Origin of the sequence: Pseudomonas sp. MF5691 (assembly GCF_016405645.1) — a bacterium.
Lineage (GTDB): Bacteria > Pseudomonadota > Gammaproteobacteria > Pseudomonadales > Pseudomonadaceae > Aquipseudomonas > Aquipseudomonas shahriarae.
The window spans coordinates 398,626-418,596 of sequence record NZ_JAEKDC010000002.1 but is presented as its reverse complement, the minus strand read 5'-3'; the positions used below and the strand labels follow the sequence as shown (position 1 = coordinate 418,596).

The 19,971-nt window shown below is 61.1% G+C and carries 19 protein-coding genes; 12 read left to right on the top strand and 7 right to left on the bottom strand.

The genetic code is table 11. The features are described from left to right. The first annotated feature begins 114 nt into the window (after positions 1-114). Positions 115-1,395, top strand: a complete 1,281-nt coding sequence (locus JFT44_RS04630; protein ID WP_169955454.1) for an MFS transporter — start codon at positions 115-117, stop codon at positions 1,393-1,395. 36 nt (positions 1,396-1,431) lie between these two features. Here JFT44_RS04630 and JFT44_RS04625 read toward each other — a convergent pair whose 3' ends face one another. Both JFT44_RS04625 and JFT44_RS04620 read right to left on the bottom strand, forming a co-directional pair. Continuing rightward, entirely contained in the window at positions 1,432-1,935 is a 504-nt protein-coding gene (locus tag JFT44_RS04625; protein ID WP_057961186.1) for a DUF3368 domain-containing protein, read from the bottom strand. After that, entirely contained in the window at positions 1,932-2,990 is a 1,059-nt protein-coding gene (locus JFT44_RS04620) for a helix-turn-helix domain-containing protein (RefSeq protein WP_128593291.1), read from the bottom strand. Before JFT44_RS04620 ends, JFT44_RS04625 begins: the two co-directional genes overlap by 4 nt. 272 nt (positions 2,991-3,262) lie before the next feature. Here JFT44_RS04620 and JFT44_RS04615 point away from each other — a divergent pair, with 272 nt between their 5' ends. The 7 genes from JFT44_RS04615 (at position 3,263) to JFT44_RS04585 (ending at position 12,179) form a co-directional block, all read left to right on the top strand. Next, a complete protein-coding gene (locus JFT44_RS04615; RefSeq protein WP_198830391.1) occupies positions 3,263-4,249 on the top strand; it encodes a phosphate ABC transporter substrate-binding protein PstS in 987 nt (328 codons plus the stop codon). 428 nt (positions 4,250-4,677) lie between these two features. Then, positions 4,678-6,711 (top strand): ABC transporter permease subunit, encoded by a 2,034-nt coding sequence (locus JFT44_RS04610; protein WP_198830412.1) that lies wholly within the window; start codon positions 4,678-4,680, stop codon positions 6,709-6,711. A 15-nt stretch (positions 6,712-6,726) separates the two neighbouring features. After that, complete coding sequence (gene pstA, locus JFT44_RS04605) at positions 6,727-8,397, top strand: phosphate ABC transporter permease PstA (protein ID WP_198830390.1); 1,671 nt, start codon at positions 6,727-6,729, stop codon at positions 8,395-8,397. A gap of 204 nt (positions 8,398-8,601) precedes the next feature. Beyond that, entirely contained in the window at positions 8,602-9,435 is an 834-nt protein-coding gene (gene pstB / locus JFT44_RS04600) for a phosphate ABC transporter ATP-binding protein PstB (protein ID WP_029289934.1), read from the top strand. 70 nt (positions 9,436-9,505) lie between these two features. Then, positions 9,506-10,267 carry a phosphate signaling complex protein PhoU gene (gene phoU, locus JFT44_RS04595; RefSeq protein WP_057961181.1) on the top strand — a complete coding sequence of 254 codons (762 nt, stop codon included), beginning with the start codon at positions 9,506-9,508 and terminating at the stop codon, positions 10,265-10,267. A gap of 168 nt (positions 10,268-10,435) precedes the next feature. Further along, positions 10,436-11,335 carry a response regulator gene (locus JFT44_RS04590; protein ID WP_198830389.1) on the top strand — a complete coding sequence of 300 codons (900 nt, stop codon included), beginning with the start codon at positions 10,436-10,438 and terminating at the stop codon, positions 11,333-11,335. Between the two features lie 166 nt (positions 11,336-11,501). After that, positions 11,502-12,179: a M23 family metallopeptidase gene (locus tag JFT44_RS04585; RefSeq protein WP_198830388.1), complete on the top strand. Its 678-nt coding sequence runs from the start codon at positions 11,502-11,504 to the stop codon at positions 12,177-12,179. A 28-nt stretch (positions 12,180-12,207) separates the two neighbouring features. Here the strand turns inward: JFT44_RS04585 and JFT44_RS04580 are convergent, their stop codons facing one another. The 3 genes from JFT44_RS04580 to phoB all read right to left on the bottom strand — a co-directional run bounded on the left by JFT44_RS04580 (position 12,208) and on the right by phoB (position 15,864). Next, entirely contained in the window at positions 12,208-13,548 is a 1,341-nt protein-coding gene (locus JFT44_RS04580) for a hemolysin family protein (RefSeq protein WP_057440537.1), read from the bottom strand. Between the two features lie 258 nt (positions 13,549-13,806). Then, positions 13,807-15,093 carry a phosphate regulon sensor histidine kinase PhoR gene (gene phoR, locus JFT44_RS04575; protein WP_178112044.1) on the bottom strand — a complete coding sequence of 429 codons (1,287 nt, stop codon included), beginning with the start codon at positions 15,091-15,093 and terminating at the stop codon, positions 13,807-13,809. 81 nt (positions 15,094-15,174) lie between these two features. Continuing rightward, positions 15,175-15,864 (bottom strand): phosphate regulon transcriptional regulator PhoB, encoded by a 690-nt coding sequence (gene phoB / locus JFT44_RS04570; RefSeq protein ID WP_003176964.1) that lies wholly within the window; start codon positions 15,862-15,864, stop codon positions 15,175-15,177. 152 nt (positions 15,865-16,016) lie between these two features. Here phoB and JFT44_RS04565 point away from each other — a divergent pair, with 152 nt between their 5' ends. Continuing rightward, on the top strand, positions 16,017-16,397 hold the full coding sequence (locus JFT44_RS04565) for a hypothetical protein (protein ID WP_057444223.1): 381 nt from the start codon (positions 16,017-16,019) through the stop codon (positions 16,395-16,397). Positions 16,398-16,453: 56 nt separating this feature from the next. Here JFT44_RS04565 and ubiA read toward each other — a convergent pair whose 3' ends face one another. Continuing rightward, positions 16,454-17,344, bottom strand: coding sequence for a 4-hydroxybenzoate octaprenyltransferase (gene ubiA / locus JFT44_RS04560; RefSeq protein WP_057440536.1), 891 nt, complete (start codon positions 17,342-17,344; stop codon positions 16,454-16,456). Further along, on the bottom strand, positions 17,344-17,907 hold the full coding sequence (locus tag JFT44_RS04555; RefSeq protein WP_198830387.1) for a chorismate lyase: 564 nt from the start codon (positions 17,905-17,907) through the stop codon (positions 17,344-17,346). Before JFT44_RS04555 ends, ubiA begins: the two co-directional genes overlap by 1 nt. Positions 17,908-18,103: 196 nt before the next feature. Here JFT44_RS04555 and JFT44_RS04550 point away from each other — a divergent pair, with 196 nt between their 5' ends. From JFT44_RS04550 to JFT44_RS04540, 3 genes are all read left to right on the top strand, one after another. After that, complete coding sequence (locus tag JFT44_RS04550) at positions 18,104-18,271, top strand: rubredoxin (protein WP_032856748.1); 168 nt, start codon at positions 18,104-18,106, stop codon at positions 18,269-18,271. 38 nt (positions 18,272-18,309) lie between these two features. Then, positions 18,310-19,458: an NAD(P)/FAD-dependent oxidoreductase gene (locus JFT44_RS04545; protein WP_198830386.1), complete on the top strand. Its 1,149-nt coding sequence runs from the start codon at positions 18,310-18,312 to the stop codon at positions 19,456-19,458. A 190-nt stretch (positions 19,459-19,648) separates the two neighbouring features. Then, positions 19,649-19,924 (top strand): HU family DNA-binding protein, encoded by a 276-nt coding sequence (locus JFT44_RS04540; RefSeq protein ID WP_003213368.1) that lies wholly within the window; start codon positions 19,649-19,651, stop codon positions 19,922-19,924. The last annotated feature ends 47 nt before the right edge of the window (positions 19,925-19,971 follow it).

Sequence of the window (19,971 nt, the reverse complement as noted above, 5' to 3'; positions counted from 1 at the left end):
GTTTAGACTGTGCTTTTGCGGGCAATTTGTTATCTTGCCGGACCTGCCAGGCCAAACCAGCACTGTTGCGGATTCCTGATCTGACCTAATAAGAGAAGCCTTGCCATGACCACAGTGCCTTCAAGCATTGCGCCGCCCGCACGACCGCTGAACCGCAACGACTACAAAACCCTGTCGCTGTCCGCCCTGGGGGGCGCGCTGGAGTTCTACGACTTCATCATCTTCGTGTTCTTCGCCACTGTGGTCGGGAAGCTGTTTTTCCCCGCCGACATGCCCGAATGGCTGCGCCTGATGCAGACCTTCGGCATCTTCGCCGCCGGCTACCTGGCGCGGCCGCTGGGCGGGATCATCATGGCGCACTTCGGCGACCTGCTGGGGCGCAAGAAGATGTTCACCCTGAGCATCTTCATGATGGCGGTGCCGACCCTGATCATGGGGCTGTTGCCGACCTACGCGCAGATCGGCCTGTGGGCCCCGATCCTGTTGTTGCTGATGCGCGTGATCCAGGGCGCGGCGATTGGTGGAGAAGTGCCGGGCGCGTGGGTTTTTGTTTCTGAACATGTACCGCCACGCCATATCGGCTATGCCTGCGGCACCCTGACCAGCGGCCTGACCGCCGGGATCCTCCTGGGTTCGCTGGTGGCCACCGCGATCAACACGATCTACACCCCGGAGCAAGTGTCGGACTACGCCTGGCGGATCCCGTTCCTGTTGGGCGGTGTGTTCGGCCTGTTCTCGGTGTACCTGCGCCGCTGGCTGCACGAAACCCCGATCTTCGCCGAAATGCAGCAGCGCAAGACCCTGGCCGCCGAGCTGCCATTGCGTGCGGTCCTGCGTGACCACCGTGGCGCCATCGTGCTGTCGATGCTGCTGACCTGGCTGCTGTCGGCCGGCATTGTCGTTGTGATCCTGATGACCCCGACCGTGCTGCAGACCATCTACCACTTCAGCCCGACAGTCTCGTTGCAGGCCAACAGCCTGGCGATCGTCACCCTGAGCCTGGGCTGCATCCTCTCCGGCGCACTGGCTGACCGCTTCGGCGCCGGGCGCGTGCTGATCGCCGGTTGCGCGTTGCTGCTCGCGACCTCGTGGACGCTGTATCACAGCCTGCTGGACCACCCAAACTGGTTGTTCCCGCTGTACACCCTTACCGGCCTGTTCGTCGGCGTGGTCGGCGTGGTGCCCTACGTGATGGTCAAGGCCTTCCCACCGGTGGTGCGCTTCAGCGGCCTGTCGTTTTCCTACAACGTTGCCTACGCGGTGTTCGGTGGTCTGACGCCGTTGGTGGTGTCGCTGCTGATGAAAGAAAGCCCGATGGGCCCGGCGTACTACGTCGCCGTGATCTGCACGATGGGGATGCTGGTGGGTGCCTACCTGTGGAAACGCGGGCGGTAAACGCCTCGGGCTTACTGATGCACATGGATGTGCTGATCAAAACTCAGGAAGGTTCGGACGCCAGGTAGACAGTCGGGCTTGGCATTCTGATACGGGCAAGCGAGAGCCTCCCGCTAACATGGTGTCTAGCGCCGTCGCTGCGTCGCCAGAGCTGATGACTTGATGCTCGACCATAAGGTCGAGTAGCCACAGTGCACCATGTACTTGCAGCCCGTCCTGGATAGCCTGGCGACGGAGCTTCCCATCTCCTGTGAGCAGTGGTCTTCCGGTTATCTGTGCCAGCAGGTAGCAGGAGACGTCAGCCAAGGCGCTGTTGTTGTGTGCAATTTTGAGCGCCCAGAGTTTTTGTACACCTCGCTCGTCAAATGACTCGACCACCAGCCCTTGGGCGAGCAGTTCATCATGAGCGAAGTCCTCGAGTTCGTGCATGACGAAATCAGTGCAGCAGAGCGTGAAAGGTAGCCTGAACATATGCTCCAGCAATCCCGCGTTTCTGAAATCAATCCAGATATTGGTATCGCTGATATAGATCAGGCTCATGCACTCTCCAGTGAGCCCAGAAAATTGGGGTCTAGAGCCTTCACTGGGCGACGCAGTAACTCAGCTGCCCGTGACTTGGTGATCAAGCCCTCCGCCAGGCCCCAGAACACCAGCGATTCGAAACGCTGAGGCGGCTTGCACGGCAACTGCTCGGGTTCTGCCTTGCGCCAGCCATTGCTGCTGAACTGAATGGTCAGGGATTTGTAGCCACTTTCTCCCAGCAGATTGAGGTCCTTCAACCGACGGAGCGCCGCATGCATCGAGAGTCCATACTGGCGTTTGGCAATCAAGAGTTCGCGAGGGTGGACGCGTGAGCGTTGATGGCTCCCGAAATCTCCGGTGACACTTTTGGCTGGATAAAGAAAAGCCCCCGCGAAGCGGTGACAGCAGTGTTCTTTATCGCGTTCGGACATCTCATCGGGTAGCTGCATCACCCAGTGTCCCAACTCATGAGCGGCGGTAAAGCGAATGCGCTCGCCTGGTCTTTGGGCGTTCAGAGCTATCAGCACATGTTCGCCATCATGGGTGGCGGCACAGGCTCCCTCGAAATCATCCGGGCCGTTGAGCATCACCACTTTGATACCGTGCTCCTCAAGTTGCTCAGTCAGATGGGCGATTGGGTCTGCGCCGATGCCCCAATATTTGCGCAGCTCCTCGGCCGCCCATTCGGCCTCCTCTATAGAGGTAACGGACAACATCTGTGGCGGCGTTCTGGCGGTCTGGATATCCAGCGGATCGAAGCACTCCTCTAGGGCTATGTATCGCTCCAGGTGTTCACGAACCTGTTCCTCGACCTGTACCTGGCGGTATTGAGGCATCTTCGCCAGCTTGCGGAACTCCAGCGGCGCAAGTGGCAGGGCTTCAGGGCGGAAAAAATACTCCGGGCTCACCTCCAGCGCCCTGGCCAATTGCAGAAGACGCTGGGAGTTCGGAGTACTCAAGCCTTTTTCATACTTGCTCAGGCCTTGCTTGGTGATGTCGCCGAGACTGAGTGCCAGTGCTTCCAGCGACATACCACGCAACAACCTTGCGCGGCGAATTCGGTCATTGATCATGTGAGGTCTCCTTAGGTTGACAAGACTATGCTTTGCTTATTTTTTGTCAACCTAAGGGGGCCTCTGGTTACGTCGTGTCATTGGCAGCGACGTGCGGAGGTTAGTCAGTGCGGTTCCTAGAGGAAACCCTAAAGATCTGTCGGAAAATTCCGGGCGACCTTTCGCTCAATACTGGCCTTTCATCTAATTGTCATATTCCAGACATAGAGTGTTCACACGGCCTACCGATACTTGGCCCCGATCCAACTATCCCTATCTGCTAGGAGTAAGGCATGAAACTGAAGCGTTTGATGGCGGCAATGACTTTTGTCGCTGCTGGCGTTGCGACTGCCCACGCGGTGGCCGCTGGTGTTGACCCGGCAATTCCGGCTTATACCAAAACCACTGGTGTATCGGGCAACTTGTCCAGCGTCGGTTCCGACACCCTGGCCAACCTGATGACCCTGTGGGCCGAGAACTACAAAAAAGAATACCCGAACGTCAACATCCAGATTCAAGCCGCCGGTTCTTCCACCGCGCCGCCTGCACTCACCGAAGGCACCGCTAACCTGGGCCCTATGAGCCGCAAGATGAAGGACAACGAACTGCAGGCTTTCGAGCAGAAGTACGGCTACAAGCCGACTGCTATCCCGGTGGCCGTGGACGCCCTGGCTGTGTTCGTACACAAGGACAACCCGATCAAGCACCTGACCATGGCCCAGGTTGACGCCGTGTTCTCGTCGACTCGTCTGTGCGGTGCCAAGGCTGACGTCAAGACCTGGGGCGACCTGGGTGTGACCGGTGACCTGGCCAACAAGCCGGTGCAACTGTTCGGTCGTAACTCGGTATCCGGCACCTACGGCTACTTCAAGGAAGAAGCCCTGTGCAAAGGTGACTACAAGCCCAATGTCAACGAACAGCCAGGTTCGGCTTCGGTCGTGCAGTCCATCAGCTCCTCGCTGAACGGCATCGGTTACTCGGGCATCGGCTACAAGACCGCCAGCGTGAAAACCGTGGCCCTGGCCAAGAAAGAAGGCGGCGAGTTCGTCGAAGACACCGAAGAGAACACCCTGAACGGCAAGTACCCGCTGTCGCGCTTCCTCTACGTGTACATCAACAAAGCCCCGAACAAGCCTCTGGCCCCGCTGGAAGCCGAGTTCGTGAAACTGGTTCTGTCCAAACAGGGCCAGGAAGTTGTAGTCAAAGACGGCTACATCCCACTGCCAGCCAAAGTTGCCGCCAAGGCATTGGCTGAGCTGGGTCTGCAAGAAGGCAAATAAGCCTGTACTACCTGGTGTAGATGCATGCTCTTGTGTGGGAGCGGGCTTGCCCGCTCCCACAACAAGCCGGCCTACACCCCTAATTTTTCGGTCCGCTGCCAGCCCTGCTACGCGGCGGATTTCTTGCGTCACTGCATTGTCATCTTTCTGTCATACAGGATCGCTAGGGTGTGCGCATGAATGATCTGGCCAATTCCACCATGACGACGACTTCTCCTCCCAAGCGCATTGACTTCAATACGCCTGAGCTGCAACGCAAGCGCCGCATCCGCGCGCTCAAGGACCGCCTGACCCGTTGGTACGTGCTGGTCGGCGGTCTCGCCGTCCTCGGCGCTATCACCCTGATTTTCTTCTTCCTGGCCTACGTGGTCGGGCCACTGTTCCAGGGTGCCAGCCTGACCAAGGACGAGGCCCTGACGCCTGCCTGGATGCAGGATGCCGGCAAGCCGTTGCTGATCTCGCTGGAAGAACAGAACCAGGTTGCCATGCGGGTTTCCGACAAGGGCCAGGCATTGTTCTTCACTGTCGACACCGGCGCTGAGCTCAAGCGGGTCGACCTGGCCCTGCCGGCCGGCGCCAGTGTGGTGTCCATCGGTGAAGACCAGCCGGGCAGCCCGCTGGTGATCCTCGGTCTGTCCAACGGCCAGTCCCTGGTGTTCCGCCACACTTATAAAGTGTCCTACCCGGACGGTAAGAAGACCATTTCGCCGGAAATCGAATACCCCTACGGCGAAGCGCCGATGGTGCTCGATGAGGCCGGTCGTCCGCTGGAGCATGTGGCCCTCAACGCCACCGACACCACGCTGGTCATTGCCGGTTCCTCTGGTTCGCACCTGAACGTGCTGTCGGTGAGCCGCGAAGAAAACATGATGACCGGCGAAGTGGTCAGCGAGCAGAAGCGCATCGACTTGCCGCAAATGACTGAGCCTGTGAAAGCGATCTTCGTCGATCCGCGCCAGCAATGGCTGTATGTGATCAACGGTCGCGCCCTGGCCGATGTGTTCAGCCTGCGCGACAACAGCCTCAACGGTCGATACAAGTTGTTGGAAGATGGCAGCGCCGAAATCACCGCCAGCACCCAGCTGGTGGGCGGTATCTCGCTGATCGTCGGCGACTCCAAGGGCGGCCTGGCACAGTGGTTCATGGCCCGCGACCCGGATGGCGAGCAACACCTCAAGCAGATCCGCACGTTCCAGATGGGCAGCACACCCGTGGTGGAAATCACCGCTGAAGAGCGTCGCAAAGGCTTTACCGCCCTGGATGCCTCCGGCAACTTCGGTGTGTTCCACAGCACCGCGCATCGCACCCTGCTGGTGGACCCGGTGGTAGAAGGCCAAGGCATCTTCGGCATGTCGCCACGGGCCAACCGCGTGCTCGTCGAAGCCGGCGGCAAGCTGCAGCCGTTGTCCCTCGACAACCCGCACCCGGAAGTGTCCTGGAGCGCGTTGTGGAGCAAGGTCTGGTACGAAAACTACGACGAACCTAAATACGTCTGGCAATCGACCGCCGCCAACAGCGACTTCGAACCCAAGATGAGCCTCGCGCCGCTGACCTTCGGTACGCTAAAGGCCGCGTTCTACGCCATGTTGCTGGCTGCACCACTGGCCATTGCCGCGGCGATCTACACCGCCTACTTCATGGCCCCGAGCCTGCGCCGCAAGGTCAAGCCGGTGATCGAGCTGATGGAAGCGATGCCGACGGTGATCCTCGGCTTCTTCGCCGGCCTGTTCCTGGCGCCGTATGTCGAAGGGCACCTGCCGGGGATTTTCAGCCTGCTGATGTTGTTGCCGATTGGCATCCTGGTAGCGGGTTTTGCTTTCAGCCGCCTGCCTGAGTCGATCCGCCTGCGTGTTCCCGATGGCTGGGAAAGTGCGATGTTGATCCCGGTGATCCTGTTTGTGGGCTGGCTCTCGTTGTACATGAGCCCGTACCTGGAAACCTGGTTCTTCGGTGGCGACATGCGCATGTGGATCTCCCACGACCTTGGCATCACCTACGACCAGCGCAACGCCCTGGTTGTCGGCCTGGCCATGGGTTTTGCGGTGATCCCGAACATCTACTCCATCGCCGAAGACGCCGTGTTCAGCGTACCGCGCGGCCTGACCCTGGGTTCCCTGGCCCTGGGCGCCACGCCTTGGCAGACCATGACCCGCGTCGTATTGCTGACCGCCAGCCCGGGGATTTTCTCGGCGCTGATGATCGGCATGGGCCGTGCGGTGGGTGAAACCATGATCGTGCTGATGGCCACGGGTAACACCCCGGTCATGGAGATGAACCTGTTCGAAGGCCTGCGAACGCTCGCAGCCAACGTCGCGGTGGAAATGCCCGAGTCGGAAGTGGGCGGCAGTCACTACCGGGTGCTGTTCCTCTCGGCGCTGGTACTGCTGTTGTTTACCTTCGTCATGAACACCCTCGCCGAGCTGATCCGTCAGCGTCTGCGCAAGAAATACTCGTCGCTTTAAGAAAGGTAGAAGTCTGTGAAACAGAACTCCCTGAATGGATGGTTCAAGAGCGGCGCCCCCGGCGTCTGGATCAGCGGTGGCGCGGTGGCCATCGCGGTCATCATGACCATTGGTTTGCTGGCTGTGATTGCCGTGCGCGGCTTGGGTCACTTCTGGCCGGCTGACCTGATCCAGGCCAACTACGGCGTGCCGGGCCAGGCCAACCACATCGTCATCGGCGAAGTGGTACAGAAAGAACAAGTGCCGCGCGAGCGCCTGAAAAGCGCTGGCCTGCCGGTGCCGGACGAAGGTCCGGAGTTCATGACCCGCGAGCTGATCAAGGTCGGCAACCGTGACTTGAACGGCAATGACTTCACCTGGATCGTCGGCGAGTGGCTGACCAACCAGACCACGCCTGCCGAGTTGATGGCCATCGAGCGTCGTGAGTGGGGTAACTTCTACGGCACCCTGGTCAACGTCAAGCAGGATGGCAAAGTCATCGCCGAAGGCGAGGCTGCGTGGCCAGAGCTGCAGGCGCGGGTTGAGCGGGTGAACAAGCTGGCTGCCGATCTCAAGACCCTTGAGAAGAGTGACATCGGCGCGATCAACGCCGGCCTCGAGCGCATCCGCCTGCAAGGTCGCAAGCTGGAGCTGGACGGCAAGCTCGACGCCGCCGCCCAGGCCGATATGGATGCCGATCGCGCCGAGCTGAATGCCCGTTACCAGGCTGTCGAAGCGCGCCTGGCCGACCTGCACGCCCAGTTCAACCGCGACAGCCTCACGGCCCGCGATGCCAACGGCAAAGAGCTGGAAATCAATATTGGCCACGTGGTGCACGCCTACCAGCCGAACGCCATGGGCACCCTGACCAAGATGGGTTTCTATGTCAGTAAGGTCTGGGAATTCCTCAGCGATGACCCACGGGAAGCCAACACCGAAGGCGGGATTTTCCCGGCGATCTTCGGCACCGTGATGATGACCCTGATCATGGCGATGATCGTGACCCCATTCGGCGTGCTGGCGGCGGTCTACCTGCGTGAATACGCCAAGCAGAACGCCTTGACCCGCATTATCCGTATCGCGGTGAACAACCTGGCGGGCGTCCCGGCGATTGTCTACGGCGTGTTCGGCCTGGGCTTCTTCGTCTACGTGCTGGGTGGCTCGGTGGACCGCCTGTTCTTCCCCGAAGCCCTGCCGGCACCGACCTTCGGTACGCCGGGCCTGTTGTGGGCTTCGTTGACCCTGGCGCTGCTGGCGGTGCCGGTGGTGATCGTGGCCACTGAGGAAGGCCTGGCGCGAATCCCACGCACCGTGCGTGAAGGTTCCCTGGCACTGGGTGCAACCAAGGCGGAGACCCTGTGGAAAATCGTCCTGCCCATGGCCAGCCCGGCGATGATGACCGGCATGATCCTCGCCGTGGCCCGCGCCGCGGGTGAAGTCGCACCGCTGATGCTGGTGGGTGTGGTCAAGCTGGCGCCGTCGCTGCCGCTGGACGGCAACTACCCGTACCTGCACCTGGACCAGAAGATCATGCACCTGGGCTTCCATATCTACGACGTCGGCTTCCAGAGCCCCAACGTCGAAGCGGCTCGCCCGCTGGTGTACGCCACCGCGTTCCTGCTGGTGCTGGTGATCGCCACGCTGAACCTGTCGGCGGTATGGATTCGTAACCACCTGCGCGAAAAATACAAGGCGCTGGATAGCTGATTGAATTGAACGCGGACCTAATGTGGGAGCGGGCTTGCTCGCGAATGCGGTGTCTCAGTAATAGATTGGTTGACTGACCTGACGCTTTCGCGAGTAAGCCCGCTCCCACAGGGAACCGAGTTGGAAACAGATTTGAGGTAAACCGCAAGGCCCACTATGAAGCCGCGGTTCAACGAAACGAATTGGTAGCACAGGGAGCATCCCATGCAACATGAAACCCATTCCCACGGCATCAACATGTCAGCCCTGGGTCGCGACAAGCAGAGCCTGAGCCTGGCCGAAGAAACCGTGGCCATCGAAGTTCCGGGCCTGAGCCTGTACTACGGTGAGAAGCAAGCGCTGTTCGACGTCAGCATGAACATCCCCAAGCAGCGCGTGACCGCCTTTATCGGCCCGTCGGGCTGCGGCAAGTCCACGCTGTTGCGCACCTTCAACCGCATGAACGACCTGGTGGACGGTTGCCGTGTGGAGGGCGCGATCAACCTCTACGGCAGCAACATCTACCGCAAGGGCGAAGATGTGGCCGAGCTGCGTCGCCGGGTAGGCATGGTGTTCCAGAAGCCCAACCCGTTCCCCAAGACCATCTACGAAAACGTGGTCTATGGCCTGCGCATCCAGGGCATCAACAAAAAGCGCATCCTCGACGAAGCAGTGGAGTGGGCCCTCAAAGGCGCGGCGCTGTGGGATGAGGTCAAGGACCGCCTGCACGAATCGGCCCTCGGCCTGTCCGGCGGCCAGCAGCAGCGTCTGGTGATTGCCCGGACCATCGCCGTGGAGCCGGAAGTACTGCTGCTCGACGAACCGTGCTCGGCACTCGATCCGATCTCGACGCTGAAAGTCGAAGAGTTGATCTACGAACTCAAGTCCAAGTTCACCATCGTCATCGTGACCCACAACATGCAACAGGCGGCACGGGTTTCCGATTACACCGCGTTCATGTACATGGGCAAACTGGTGGAATTCGGCGATACCGATACCCTGTTCACCAATCCGGCGAAGAAGCAGACCGAAGACTACATCACCGGTCGTTACGGCTAGGAAGCTGTGGTTCTGATTGCACTGACGCTGCGGTTCTCCGCACCTTACCGGACGCTCCAAGGACGCCAACATGATTAGCAAAGAAGGCCTTACCCACCACATCTCCGCGCAGTTCAACGCCGAGCTTGAGGAAGTGCGCAGCCACCTCCTGGCCATGGGCGGGCTGGTGGAGAAGCAAGTCAACGACGCGGTCACCGCGCTGATCGAGGCCGACTCGGGTCTGGCCCAGCAAGTGCGCGAGATCGACGACCAGATCAACCAGATGGAGCGCAACATCGACGAGGAATGCCTGCGCATCCTCGCCCGTCGCCAGCCGGCGGCGTCCGACCTGCGTCTGATCATCAGCATTTCCAAGTCGGTGATCGACCTCGAGCGTATCGGCGACGAAGCCACCAAAATCGCCCGTCGCGCCATCCAGTTGTGCGAAGAAGGCGAAGCGCCACGCGGTTACGTCGAAGTGCGCCACATCGGCGACCAGGTGCGCAACATGGTGCGCGACGCGCTGGATGCCTTTGCGCGCTTTGACGCCGACCTGGCATTGTCCGTGGCCCAGTACGACAAGATCATCGACCGCGAGTACAAGACCGCCCTGCGTGAGCTGGCGACCTACATGATGGAAGACCCGCGCTCTATCTCGCGGGTATTGAGCATCATCTGGGTGCTGCGTTCCCTGGAGCGGATCGGTGACCACGCGCGCAATATCTCGGAATTGGTGATTTATCTGGTGCGCGGCACCGACGTACGACACATGGGCCTCAAGCGCATGAAAGCCGAAGTTGAAGGCACAGCCGATCAAATCCCTAATGTTCCGGCCGAATCTGACGATAAGTAAGATTGCCCGAGAAATAAACGCCCGACCTCTGGTCGGGCGTTTGCGTTTGTGGCGTATGAGTTTTGCGCTGCGGGCGGCTGTAAAGTCCCGGCGTGACTGACGAGTTTTTGGCAAAATGCCATCAGTTAAGCGTTTTGCTTGCCGGGGTTTTGAGAGGATGAAGGGTCGATGAGTAAAGTCAGTGTATTGGTGGTGGATGACGCCTCGTTTATTCGCGACCTGGTGAAGAAGTGCCTGCGTAACTACTTCCCCGGTATCAAGATTGAAGATGCGGTGAACGGCAAAAAGGCCCAGGCCATCCTGATGCGCGAAACCTTCGACATGGTGCTGTGCGACTGGGAAATGCCGGAAATGTCTGGCCTGGAACTGTTGACCTGGTGCCGTGAGCAGCCTCAGCTCAAGTCCATGCCGTTCGTCATGGTCACCAGCCGCGGCGACAAGGAAAACGTGGTCCAGGCCATCCAGGCCGGCGTCTCCGGCTATGTCAGCAAGCCGTTCACCAACGAGCAATTGCTGAACAAGGTCAAGCAGGCCCTGAACAAGATCGGCCGCCTCGACGCCTTGCTGGCCAGTGCGCCGACCAAGATGAACTCGGCCTTTGGCAACGACTCCCTCAGCGCCCTGACCGGCGGCAAGCCCGAAGCGGTCAAACCGGCCCCGGTGGCTGCGCCGAGCAAAGGTTTGCTCAACAGCCCGGCAGTGCAGCCCACCGCCGCCCCCTCGGCCTCCAGCGGTCGCGGCCAGGGCCAACTGCGCCTGTCCAGTGGCACCCAGCAATGTGTGATCAAGGGCCTGAGCATCAAGGAGGCGCTGCTGGTGGTACGCCGGGGCGACGTCCTGCCACAAGTGCTGGAAAGCGCGGTGCTTGACCTTGAACAAGGCGAGAACGCCGAAACCGCACGCCTCAACGGCTACCTGCACGCCATCGTCGCCTACGAGCCGCGCCCTGACAGCGACTGGCTGCAACTGACCTTCCGCTTTATCGACCAGGACGCGCAGAAGCTCGACTACATCTCCCGGCTGATTGCCCGGGGCACCGCGCAGAAGCATTTTGTGCCGGGTGCCTGAAGCAAAACCTCGATCACCTGTAGGCGCTGGCTTGCCAGCGATCTCGGTCTGTCTGTCGCTGCATCAGTGACAGGCAAGCCGACTCCTACAGGGGTCGTTAGTCCACACAACATTGTCATGAACCCTTGCTAGCCTGCCGTTCAGTCATACCCGGCAGGTTTATCCGATGCTTGTGCGTTTTATGTTGTTTTGTGGCCTGTGCGCGGTCGCCTCATCGACCCTGGCCATGACCCTCTATCGTTCCACCGATGCCCGTGGCGTGGTGTTTTTCAGCGACCAGAAGACTCCTGGCGCCCAGGCGTTTGTCTTCCAGGAGCGTCGGGTGGCGCCGGTAAAGCGCCAGGCGCTTGATCCTCAGCCGCCACGTCACCTGCGGCCCGCCCAGTTCCAACGTTACTCCTTGCCCTGGCGTGGCGGTCCGTTCCGCCTGACCCAGGGCCCTGGGGGCACGTTCAGTCACTCTGACGTCAAGAGTCGCTACGCCATGGATATCGCCATGCCTGAGGGCACGCCGATCATCGCTGCGCGGGGCGGCTTGGTGGTGAAGACCGAGAACAACCAAGCCGGGCGCGGCAGTGACCCTTCGGGGAACTTCGTGCGGGTGTTGCACGATGACGGCACCCAGGGCGTGTATCTGCACCTCAAGCAAGGGTCGGTCAGCGTCAGGGGCGGGCAGCGCGTGGGGGTGGGCAGCCCGCTGGGGCTGTCGGGCAATACCGGCAACAGCAGCGGGCCACACCTGCATTTTGTGGTGCAGCGCGATACGGGGGCAGGGTGGGTGTCGATTCCGTATGAGTTCACGCAGCCGGTACAGGCCTTGCCCAACTTTGCGTCGGGGTTGTAGGAGCCGGCAAGCCGGCTCCTACAGGGGCTCAGTCGAGCATCAGGACCTTGGCCAGCACGATTTTCGGGCCTTTCATCTTCTTGATGATGATCCGCAGGCCTTCCACTTCCAGCACTTCTTCCTCTTCCGGCACCCGGTTGAGGGTGTCGTAGATCAGGCCGGCGAGGGTTTCGGCTTCGATGTGGTCCAGGTCGATACCCAGTAGGCGCTCGATCTTGAATAGCGGCGTGTCACCACGCACCAGCAGCTTGCCCGGCTGGTAGGCGAGAATGCCGCGCTCGGCCTTGCGGTGTTCGTCCTGGATATCGCCCACCAGCACTTCCAGCACGTCTTCCATGGTCAGGTAGCCGATGATGTTGCCGTCGGCTTCTTCTACCAGGGCAAAGTGCGCGCCGCCCTTGCGGAACTGCTCGAGCAGTTGCGACAGCGGCATGTGCCGGGATACGCGCTCCAGTGGGCGGGTCAGTTCGGCCAGGTTGAACGACTCGGGAATATGGTCCAGGGCCGCCAGTTCCAGCAGCAGGTCCTTGATGTGCAGCAGGCCGACAAACTCACCCCGCACCGGGTCGTACACCGGGTAGCGGCTGAATTTGTGGCGGCGGAACAGTGCAAGGATTTCCTTGAGCGGCGCGTTGAAGTCCAGGGTCACCAGGTCTTCCCGCGAGTTGGCCCAGTCCACCACTTCCAGCTCGCCCATTTCCACGGCCGAGGCCAGCACGCGCATGCCTTGGTCGCTCGGGTCCTGGCCACGGCTGGAGTGCAGGATCAGCTTGAGCTCTTCACGGCTGTAGTGGTGCTCGTGGTGCGGGCCGGGCTCGCCCTGGCCGGCGATGCGCAGGATCGCGTTGGCGCTGGCGTTGAGCAGGTAGATCGCCGGGTACATGGCCCAGTAGAACAGGTACAGCGGCACCGCCGTCCACAACGACAGCAACTCGGGTTTGCGAATGGCCCAGGACTTGGGGGCCAGCTCACCGACCACGATGTGCAAGTAGGAAATCACGAAGAAGGCAGCGAAGAACGACACACCCTTGATCACTTCGGCCGATTCGACGCCCATGGCGCCCAGCATCGGCTCCAGAATGTGCGCGAAGGCCGGCTCACCGACCCAGCCCAGGCCCAGGGAGGCAAGGGTGATACCCAGCTGGCAGGCCGACAGGTAGGCGTCGAGCTGGCTGTGTACGGTGCGCAGGATCTGCCCGCGCCAGCCATTGGTGTGGGCGATCGCCTCGACACGGGTGGCGCGCAGTTTGACCATGGCAAATTCCGCCGCAACGAAGAAACCGTTGAGCAGTACCAGGATCAGTGCAAAAAGAATCATGCCGAAATCGGCGAAGAGTGTCGCGAGGGTGATACCAGGGGAAGGGTCCATGATGGGGTTTTGCGGGTTCCGTGTATTCAAAAAGGGGTGAGGGCTGTGCCTCAAGGGCGGGCACAAGTCAGGCAATGTAGCGGCTGAAGGGGCGCTTGCCTAGTGGCGGCTGCCGGGTGGATCCGTGAATGCCTGCTGCAGCGGGCTTATGCGGGAGCTGGCTTGCCTGCGATGCAGGCGCCTGGGGCTTACAGAAGCACCCAGGAGATGCTATGGCAGGCAAGCCCGGTCCCACCGGCGGTGGGGGGTATTTTCAGATTAATCCTTCACCGCGATTGTTTGCGCATGGGTGACCTGGGTCGGCGCGAAGTGGCAGGTAAAGGTACTGCCGTGGCCCAGCACACTGCTGATTTCCAGGCGGGCCCGATGACGCAGCAACACATGCTTGACGATCGCCAGGCCCAGCCCGGTGCCGCCGGTGTTGGAGTTACGGCTGGAGTCGACGCGGTAGAAACGCTCGGTCAGGCGTGGCAAGTGCTTGCTGTCGATACCAATCCCCGAATCCTGCACGCTCAGGTGCGCCCCTTGGTGATCGGCCCACCAGCGGATGCGGATCGTGCCTTTGTCCTGGGTGTACTTCACGGCGTTGAACACCAGGTTGGAAAAGGCGCTGCGCAACTCGCCCTCGCTGCCCTTGAGCAGCACCGACGGGTCGGCTTCCAGGGTAATGATCTGGCCGCGCTCGCCGGACAAGGCCTGGGCATCGTTCTTGATGGTCTGCAGCAGGCCCTGTACGGCCACGGGGTGGTTGTCCGAGGGGTAGTCGGTGGCTTCCAGCTTGGCCAGCAGCAGCAGGTCGTTGAGCAGGGTCTGCATGCGTGAGCCTTGTTGCTGCATTTGCTGCAAGGCACGGCTCCAGCGCGGGTTGACCTCTTCGACGTTGTCCAGCAGCGTCTCCAGGTAGCCACAGATCACGGTCAGGGGCGTACGCAATTCGTGGGAGACGTTGGCGACGAAATCCTTGCGCATCTGTTCCAACTGATGGATGCGGGTGACGTCGCGCACCAGCATCAAATGCTCGTTGTTGCCGTAGCGCGTGAGGTACAGCTGGATGCGCACCCGGTCGTTGGTGGGCGAGGGGATTTCCAGGGCTTCCTCATAGTTTTCCTGCTCGAAGTATTCCTTGAAGCGCGGATGGCGTACCAGGTTGGTCACCGGCTGGCCGCTGTCCTGAGGCGTCTTCAGGCCCAGCAGGGTCTCGGCGGCGCGGTTCCACCATTCCAGGTTGCCGTCGCTGTCGAGCATGATCACCGCGTCCTTGAGCGCGGCAGTCGACTCCTGGACCCGGTCGATCACCGCCTGCAGGCGGCCACGTACCCGCTGATCGCGGCGTTGCAGGTGGTAGATGCTGTCAAACACCTCGCCCCACAGGCCGTAGCCGTCGGGTGGTGCCTCGTCGGGTTTGTGCTGGCGCAGCCATTCGTGCAGGCGCAGCAATTGCTTGAGGGTCCAGCCCAGGTAAAGGCCCAGGCCAATGGCCAGGCTCCAGCCGTAGTAGCCGCTGATCAGGCCCACCAACAGGCAGCCGGTGACCAGCAAGAGCATGTGGCGGATCAGGGTGCCATGCCAGTTTTGATTCACTTGAACATGCGTCCTTGTCGGCTGTTAAGTCTGAGTGGGGCTGGCTCAGCCCTTGGTGGAAAACCGATAACCGGTACCGCGCACGGTTTGTACCAGGTTCTCGTAGGCATCGCCCAAGGCTTTGCGCAGGCGGCGGATATGCACGTCCACGGTGCGTTCCTCGACATACACATTGCCGCCCCACACCTGATCGAGCAATTGCCCGCGGGTGTAGGCGCGCTCCTGGTGGGTCATGAAGAACTGCAACAGGCGGTATTCGGTGGGGCCCATCTCGGCAGGTTTGCCGTCGATGGTCACGCGGTGGCTGATCGGGTCCAGCAGCAGGCCACCGACTTCAATCGGTGCCTCGCCATCGGTCGGGCCGGCGCGGCGCAGCACGGCCTTCAGGCGGGCAACCAGTTCCCGTGGGGAAAATGGCTTGGTGATGTAGTCGTCGGCGCCGACTTCCAGGCCCTGGATCTTGTTGTCCTCTTCGCCCTTGGCGGTGAGCATGATGATCGGGATATCCCCGGTCAGCTCATCGCGCTTGAGGCGCCGAGCCAATTCGATGCCGGAGGTGCCGGGCAGCATCCAGTCCAGCAGGATCAGGTCCGGCTTGCGGTCGACGATAATGGCGTGGGCCTGCTGGGAGTTCTCTGCCTCCAGGCAGTCATAGCCGGCCATTTCCAACGCAACGGCGATCATTTCGCGAATGGGCGCTTCGTCGTCAACGATCAGAATGCTCCTGCCAACCATGCTAAGTCCTCTTGTCATTTAACTGTCTTGCGCCGCATTAGATAACGGAATTATTGCAGTCGTGTGACAGTATTTTACTGGCCTGCGCAATAGGCGTGGTCCTGAACTACGCTTTGAGTCCGAATCCTGACAACCGCAAAAGGAAGGTTCCGATGAATCAACGTACTTTTTCCTGGAAAGCCCTGCTGGTCACGGCGGCGTTGACCCTGCCGACACTGGCTTTCGCGGCAGAGCCCGCCATGACTAAAGACGGGATGTTGGTGGATCACAAGGAGATGACCCTCTACACCTTCGCCAAGGATGCCGACGGCAAGTCCATGTGCAATGACAAGTGCGCGACCAACTGGCCGCCGTTGAAGGCCGAGTCCACCGATAAACCGATGGGCAAGTGGACCGTGATCACCCGTGACGACAACACCAGCCAGTGGGCCTATGGCGGCAAGCCGCTGTACACCTTCATCATGGACAAAAAAGCTGGCGACGCGACCGGCGACGGCAAAATGGACGGGGCCTGGAAGATCGCCAAACCCTAAGCCATTACTGTGGCATGCGGGCTCCTCGTGATGAGGGTGTGGCCCGCTCGCCACGGTTATCGCAGGGCGTAGTCAGCGACAATCCCGAGGAAGATCGCCAACCCCGCCCAATGGTTGTGCAAAAATGCCTTGAAGCACTTCATCCGGTCCCGATCCCGGGTGTACCAGAACTCCCAGGCAAAACACCCTGCTGCCGCCAGCAACCCCAGGTGGAACCAACCGCCCAGCTCGAAGCGTGAGCCCGCCAGCAGCAGGCAGAGCAGCGCCAAACCCTGCAGGGTGAGGATGATCATCCGGTCGGCATCGCCAAACAGGATCGCGGTGGATTTGACGCCGATTTTCAAATCATCATCGCGGTCAGTCATCGCGTAATAGGTGTCGTAGGCCACCGTCCACAGCAGGTTGGCGATATACAGCAACCACGCAATGGCCGGCAGGCTGCCGGTCTCTGCGGTAAACGCCATGGGCATGCCCCAGGAAAACGCCGCGCCCAGCACCACTTGCGGGTAATAGGTGTAGCGCTTCATGAACGGGTAGCTGACCGCCAGCGCCAGGCCGCCCAGGGACAGCCAGATGGTCGCGGCGTTGGTCAGCAGCACCAGCACAAAGCTGATGCTCATCAATACGGCAAAAAACACCAGGGCTTCTTTCGAGCTGATCTTGCCACTCGCCAACGGGCGTTGCGCGGTGCGCTTCACGTGGCCGTCGACCTTGCGGTCAGCCCAGTCATTGATCACGCAACCCCCGGCTCGGGTCAGCGCGACGCCGAGCACGAAGATCACGATATTGCTCAACGAAGGCGAGCCCTCGCCGGCAATCCACAACGCCCAGAGGGTGGGCCACAGCAGCAGATAGATGCCGATGGGCTTGTCCATCCGCGTCAGTTGCACGAAGTCCCAGGCCCGTGGGTTCAGGCGGTTCAGGGATTGGAGCAGGCGCTGGTACATCAGCCATTCTCCGCAGATTGCTGCACCGCTTGCCACAGGCTCGGCAGGAACACTTCCGCCACCAACACGCTCAACGCCCCGCGATCAAAACGCGAGCGCCGCGCCCATAAGCCACGGGCCTGATCTGCCTTCGGCAGCCAGGCCCGTGGGTAATGGCAGACTTCGATGGCCTGGCGGCTGAAGGCCCGGTCACAGAACAGCAGCTCACCCAGGGAGCGGCTGCCCAACTCATCCATATGCAAGCCATCGCCCTGCAAGGCACTGCGCGCTGCAACGCTGCGGGCGAAGACCCAGGCCTGGCCGTGACCGCGTAAATACACCTCGCGCACCCAGCCAATACTGGCGACGGGTAGGTCGAGGGCGGCGCATTCGTCGTCTCGCAGGGGCTGCCAGCCTTCGTACAATGGCGTGACACTGAAGCCGTCGTTGGACAGGTGCGTCAGGCGGCGGGTCAGAGAGCCCTCATCGAACAGCCAGTCGAGGGCAGGAGGCGTGGGCAGGGGGTGCAGAAGGCTCTGGTTCAGCCATTGGCAAGCATCGGGAACGGCAATCGAATGCGGCACGGGGAGTCATTATTGGCAGTTAATGAGGCGCCGAGCTTACCATGCTCACCCGGATTTTTGCCGGGTTGCGCCAGGACATTGGGTCGAACGTGCTTGCATCTGGGCGCCCCGATCAGTACAAAACGCCCTGAGCCGCACAGCAATGCTGGATCTATCGACTGTCGGCCAGTACGCCTGGACCCTGAGGAAGTAAGTAATGAAGAAGTGGCAATGTGTAGTCTGTGGCCTGATCTACAACGAAGCGGACGGATGGCCGGATGACGGGATCGCCCCCGGCACCCTGTGGCAGGACGTCCCGGAAGACTGGCTGTGCCCGGACTGCGGCGTCGGCAAAATGGATTTCGAAATGATCGAAATCGGTTGATTCGCTGAATTTAAGAAACGTACTACAAGGAGAATGGAATGAGCGCACCTGTCGTGATCATCGGTACGGGCTTGGCCGGTTACAACCTGGCTCGGGAGTTTCGTAAACTCGACAGCGAAACTCCGTTGTTGCTGATCACCGCGGATGACGGGCGTTCCTACTCCAAACCCATGCTCTCCACCGGCTTTGGCAAAAACAAGGACGCCGATGGCCTGAGCATGGCGACCCCTGGCGCGATGGCCGAGCAACTCAAGGCCGAAGTGCGCACCCATACCCGCATCAGCGGCATCGACCCTGGCCACAAGCGCCTGTGGATCGGCGAGGAGGCGGTGGTCTACCGCGACCTGATCCTGGCCTGGGGCGCCCAGACGGTACAGGTACCGGTCGAGGGCGATGCCGCTGATCTGATTTTCCCGATCAACGACCTGGAAGACTACGCGCGCTTTCGCCGCGCCGCTGCCGGCAAGCGCCGTGTGCTGCTGTTGGGCGCGGGCCTGATCGGCTGTGAGTTTGCCAACGACTTGATCCTGGGCGGCTACACCATCGACCTGGTGGCTCCGTGCGAGCAAGTCATGCCGACCCTGCTGCACCCGGCCGCGGCCGCAGCAGTGCAAGCCGGGCTGGAAGGCCTTGGGGCACGCTTCCACCTGGGGCCGGTGCTCAACCGCCTGCAACGCACGGTGGACGGCCTGGAAGCCCATCTGTCCGATGGCACGGTGATCGAATGCGACCTGGTGGTCTCCGCCATTGGCTTGCGCCCACGGGTGGACCTGGCGGCTGCGGCCGGCCTGCAAATCAACCGTGGAATCATGGTCGACCGCCACCTCAAGACCTCCCACGCCAATATCTACGCCCTGGGCGACTGCGCCGAGGTCGATGGCCTGAACCTGCTGTACGTCATGCCCCTGATGAGCTGCGCCCGCGCCCTGGCCCAGACCCTGGCGGGCAACGCCACGGCGGTCAACTACGGGCCGATGCCCGTCACGGTGAAAACCCCGGCGTGCCCACTGGTAGTCTCGCCGCCGCCACGGGGCCTTGAGGGCGTGTGGAGCGTCGAAGGGCAGGGCGGTGACATCAAGGCCTTGTGCCGCGATGCCAGCGGGCGCCTGCTGGGTTACGCGCTGACGGGCACTGCGGTCATGGAAAAACTGGCCCTAAATAAGGAACTTCCGCCTCTGCTGGCGTAAATGCTGGTCGTTCTGTCGGAATAAGCACCTTTTTCCCCCTAGAAAGGTCGCCGCGAGACTGGCGCAGGCACCAATGGCATGCCATTCTCACTCCCGTCTGCCGCAGAGTAGAGCCTGCGGCGCCTTGGCGCTGCTCCAGCAGAGAGCAGCACGGACATAACAACAAAAAACCGTCAAAGAGGCTTCACCTATGCGTAAACCAGAACTCGCAGCCGCCATTGCAGAAAAAGCAGACCTGACCAAAGAACAGGCCAACCGCGTCCTCAACGCCGTTCTTGAAGAAATCACTGGCGCCTTGCACCGCAAGGACAGCGTGACCCTGGTTGGTTTCGGCACCTTCCTGCAGCGCCACCGCGGCGCCCGCACCGGCAAAAACCCGCAAACCGGCGAGCCGGTGAAAATCAAGGCGAGCAACACCGTAGCGTTCAAACCGGGCAAGTCGCTTAAAGACAGCGTCAACCCGTAAGCACGGCACCGTCTCGAAGGGAGGCGGGGAGGTATGAAAAATGGGCA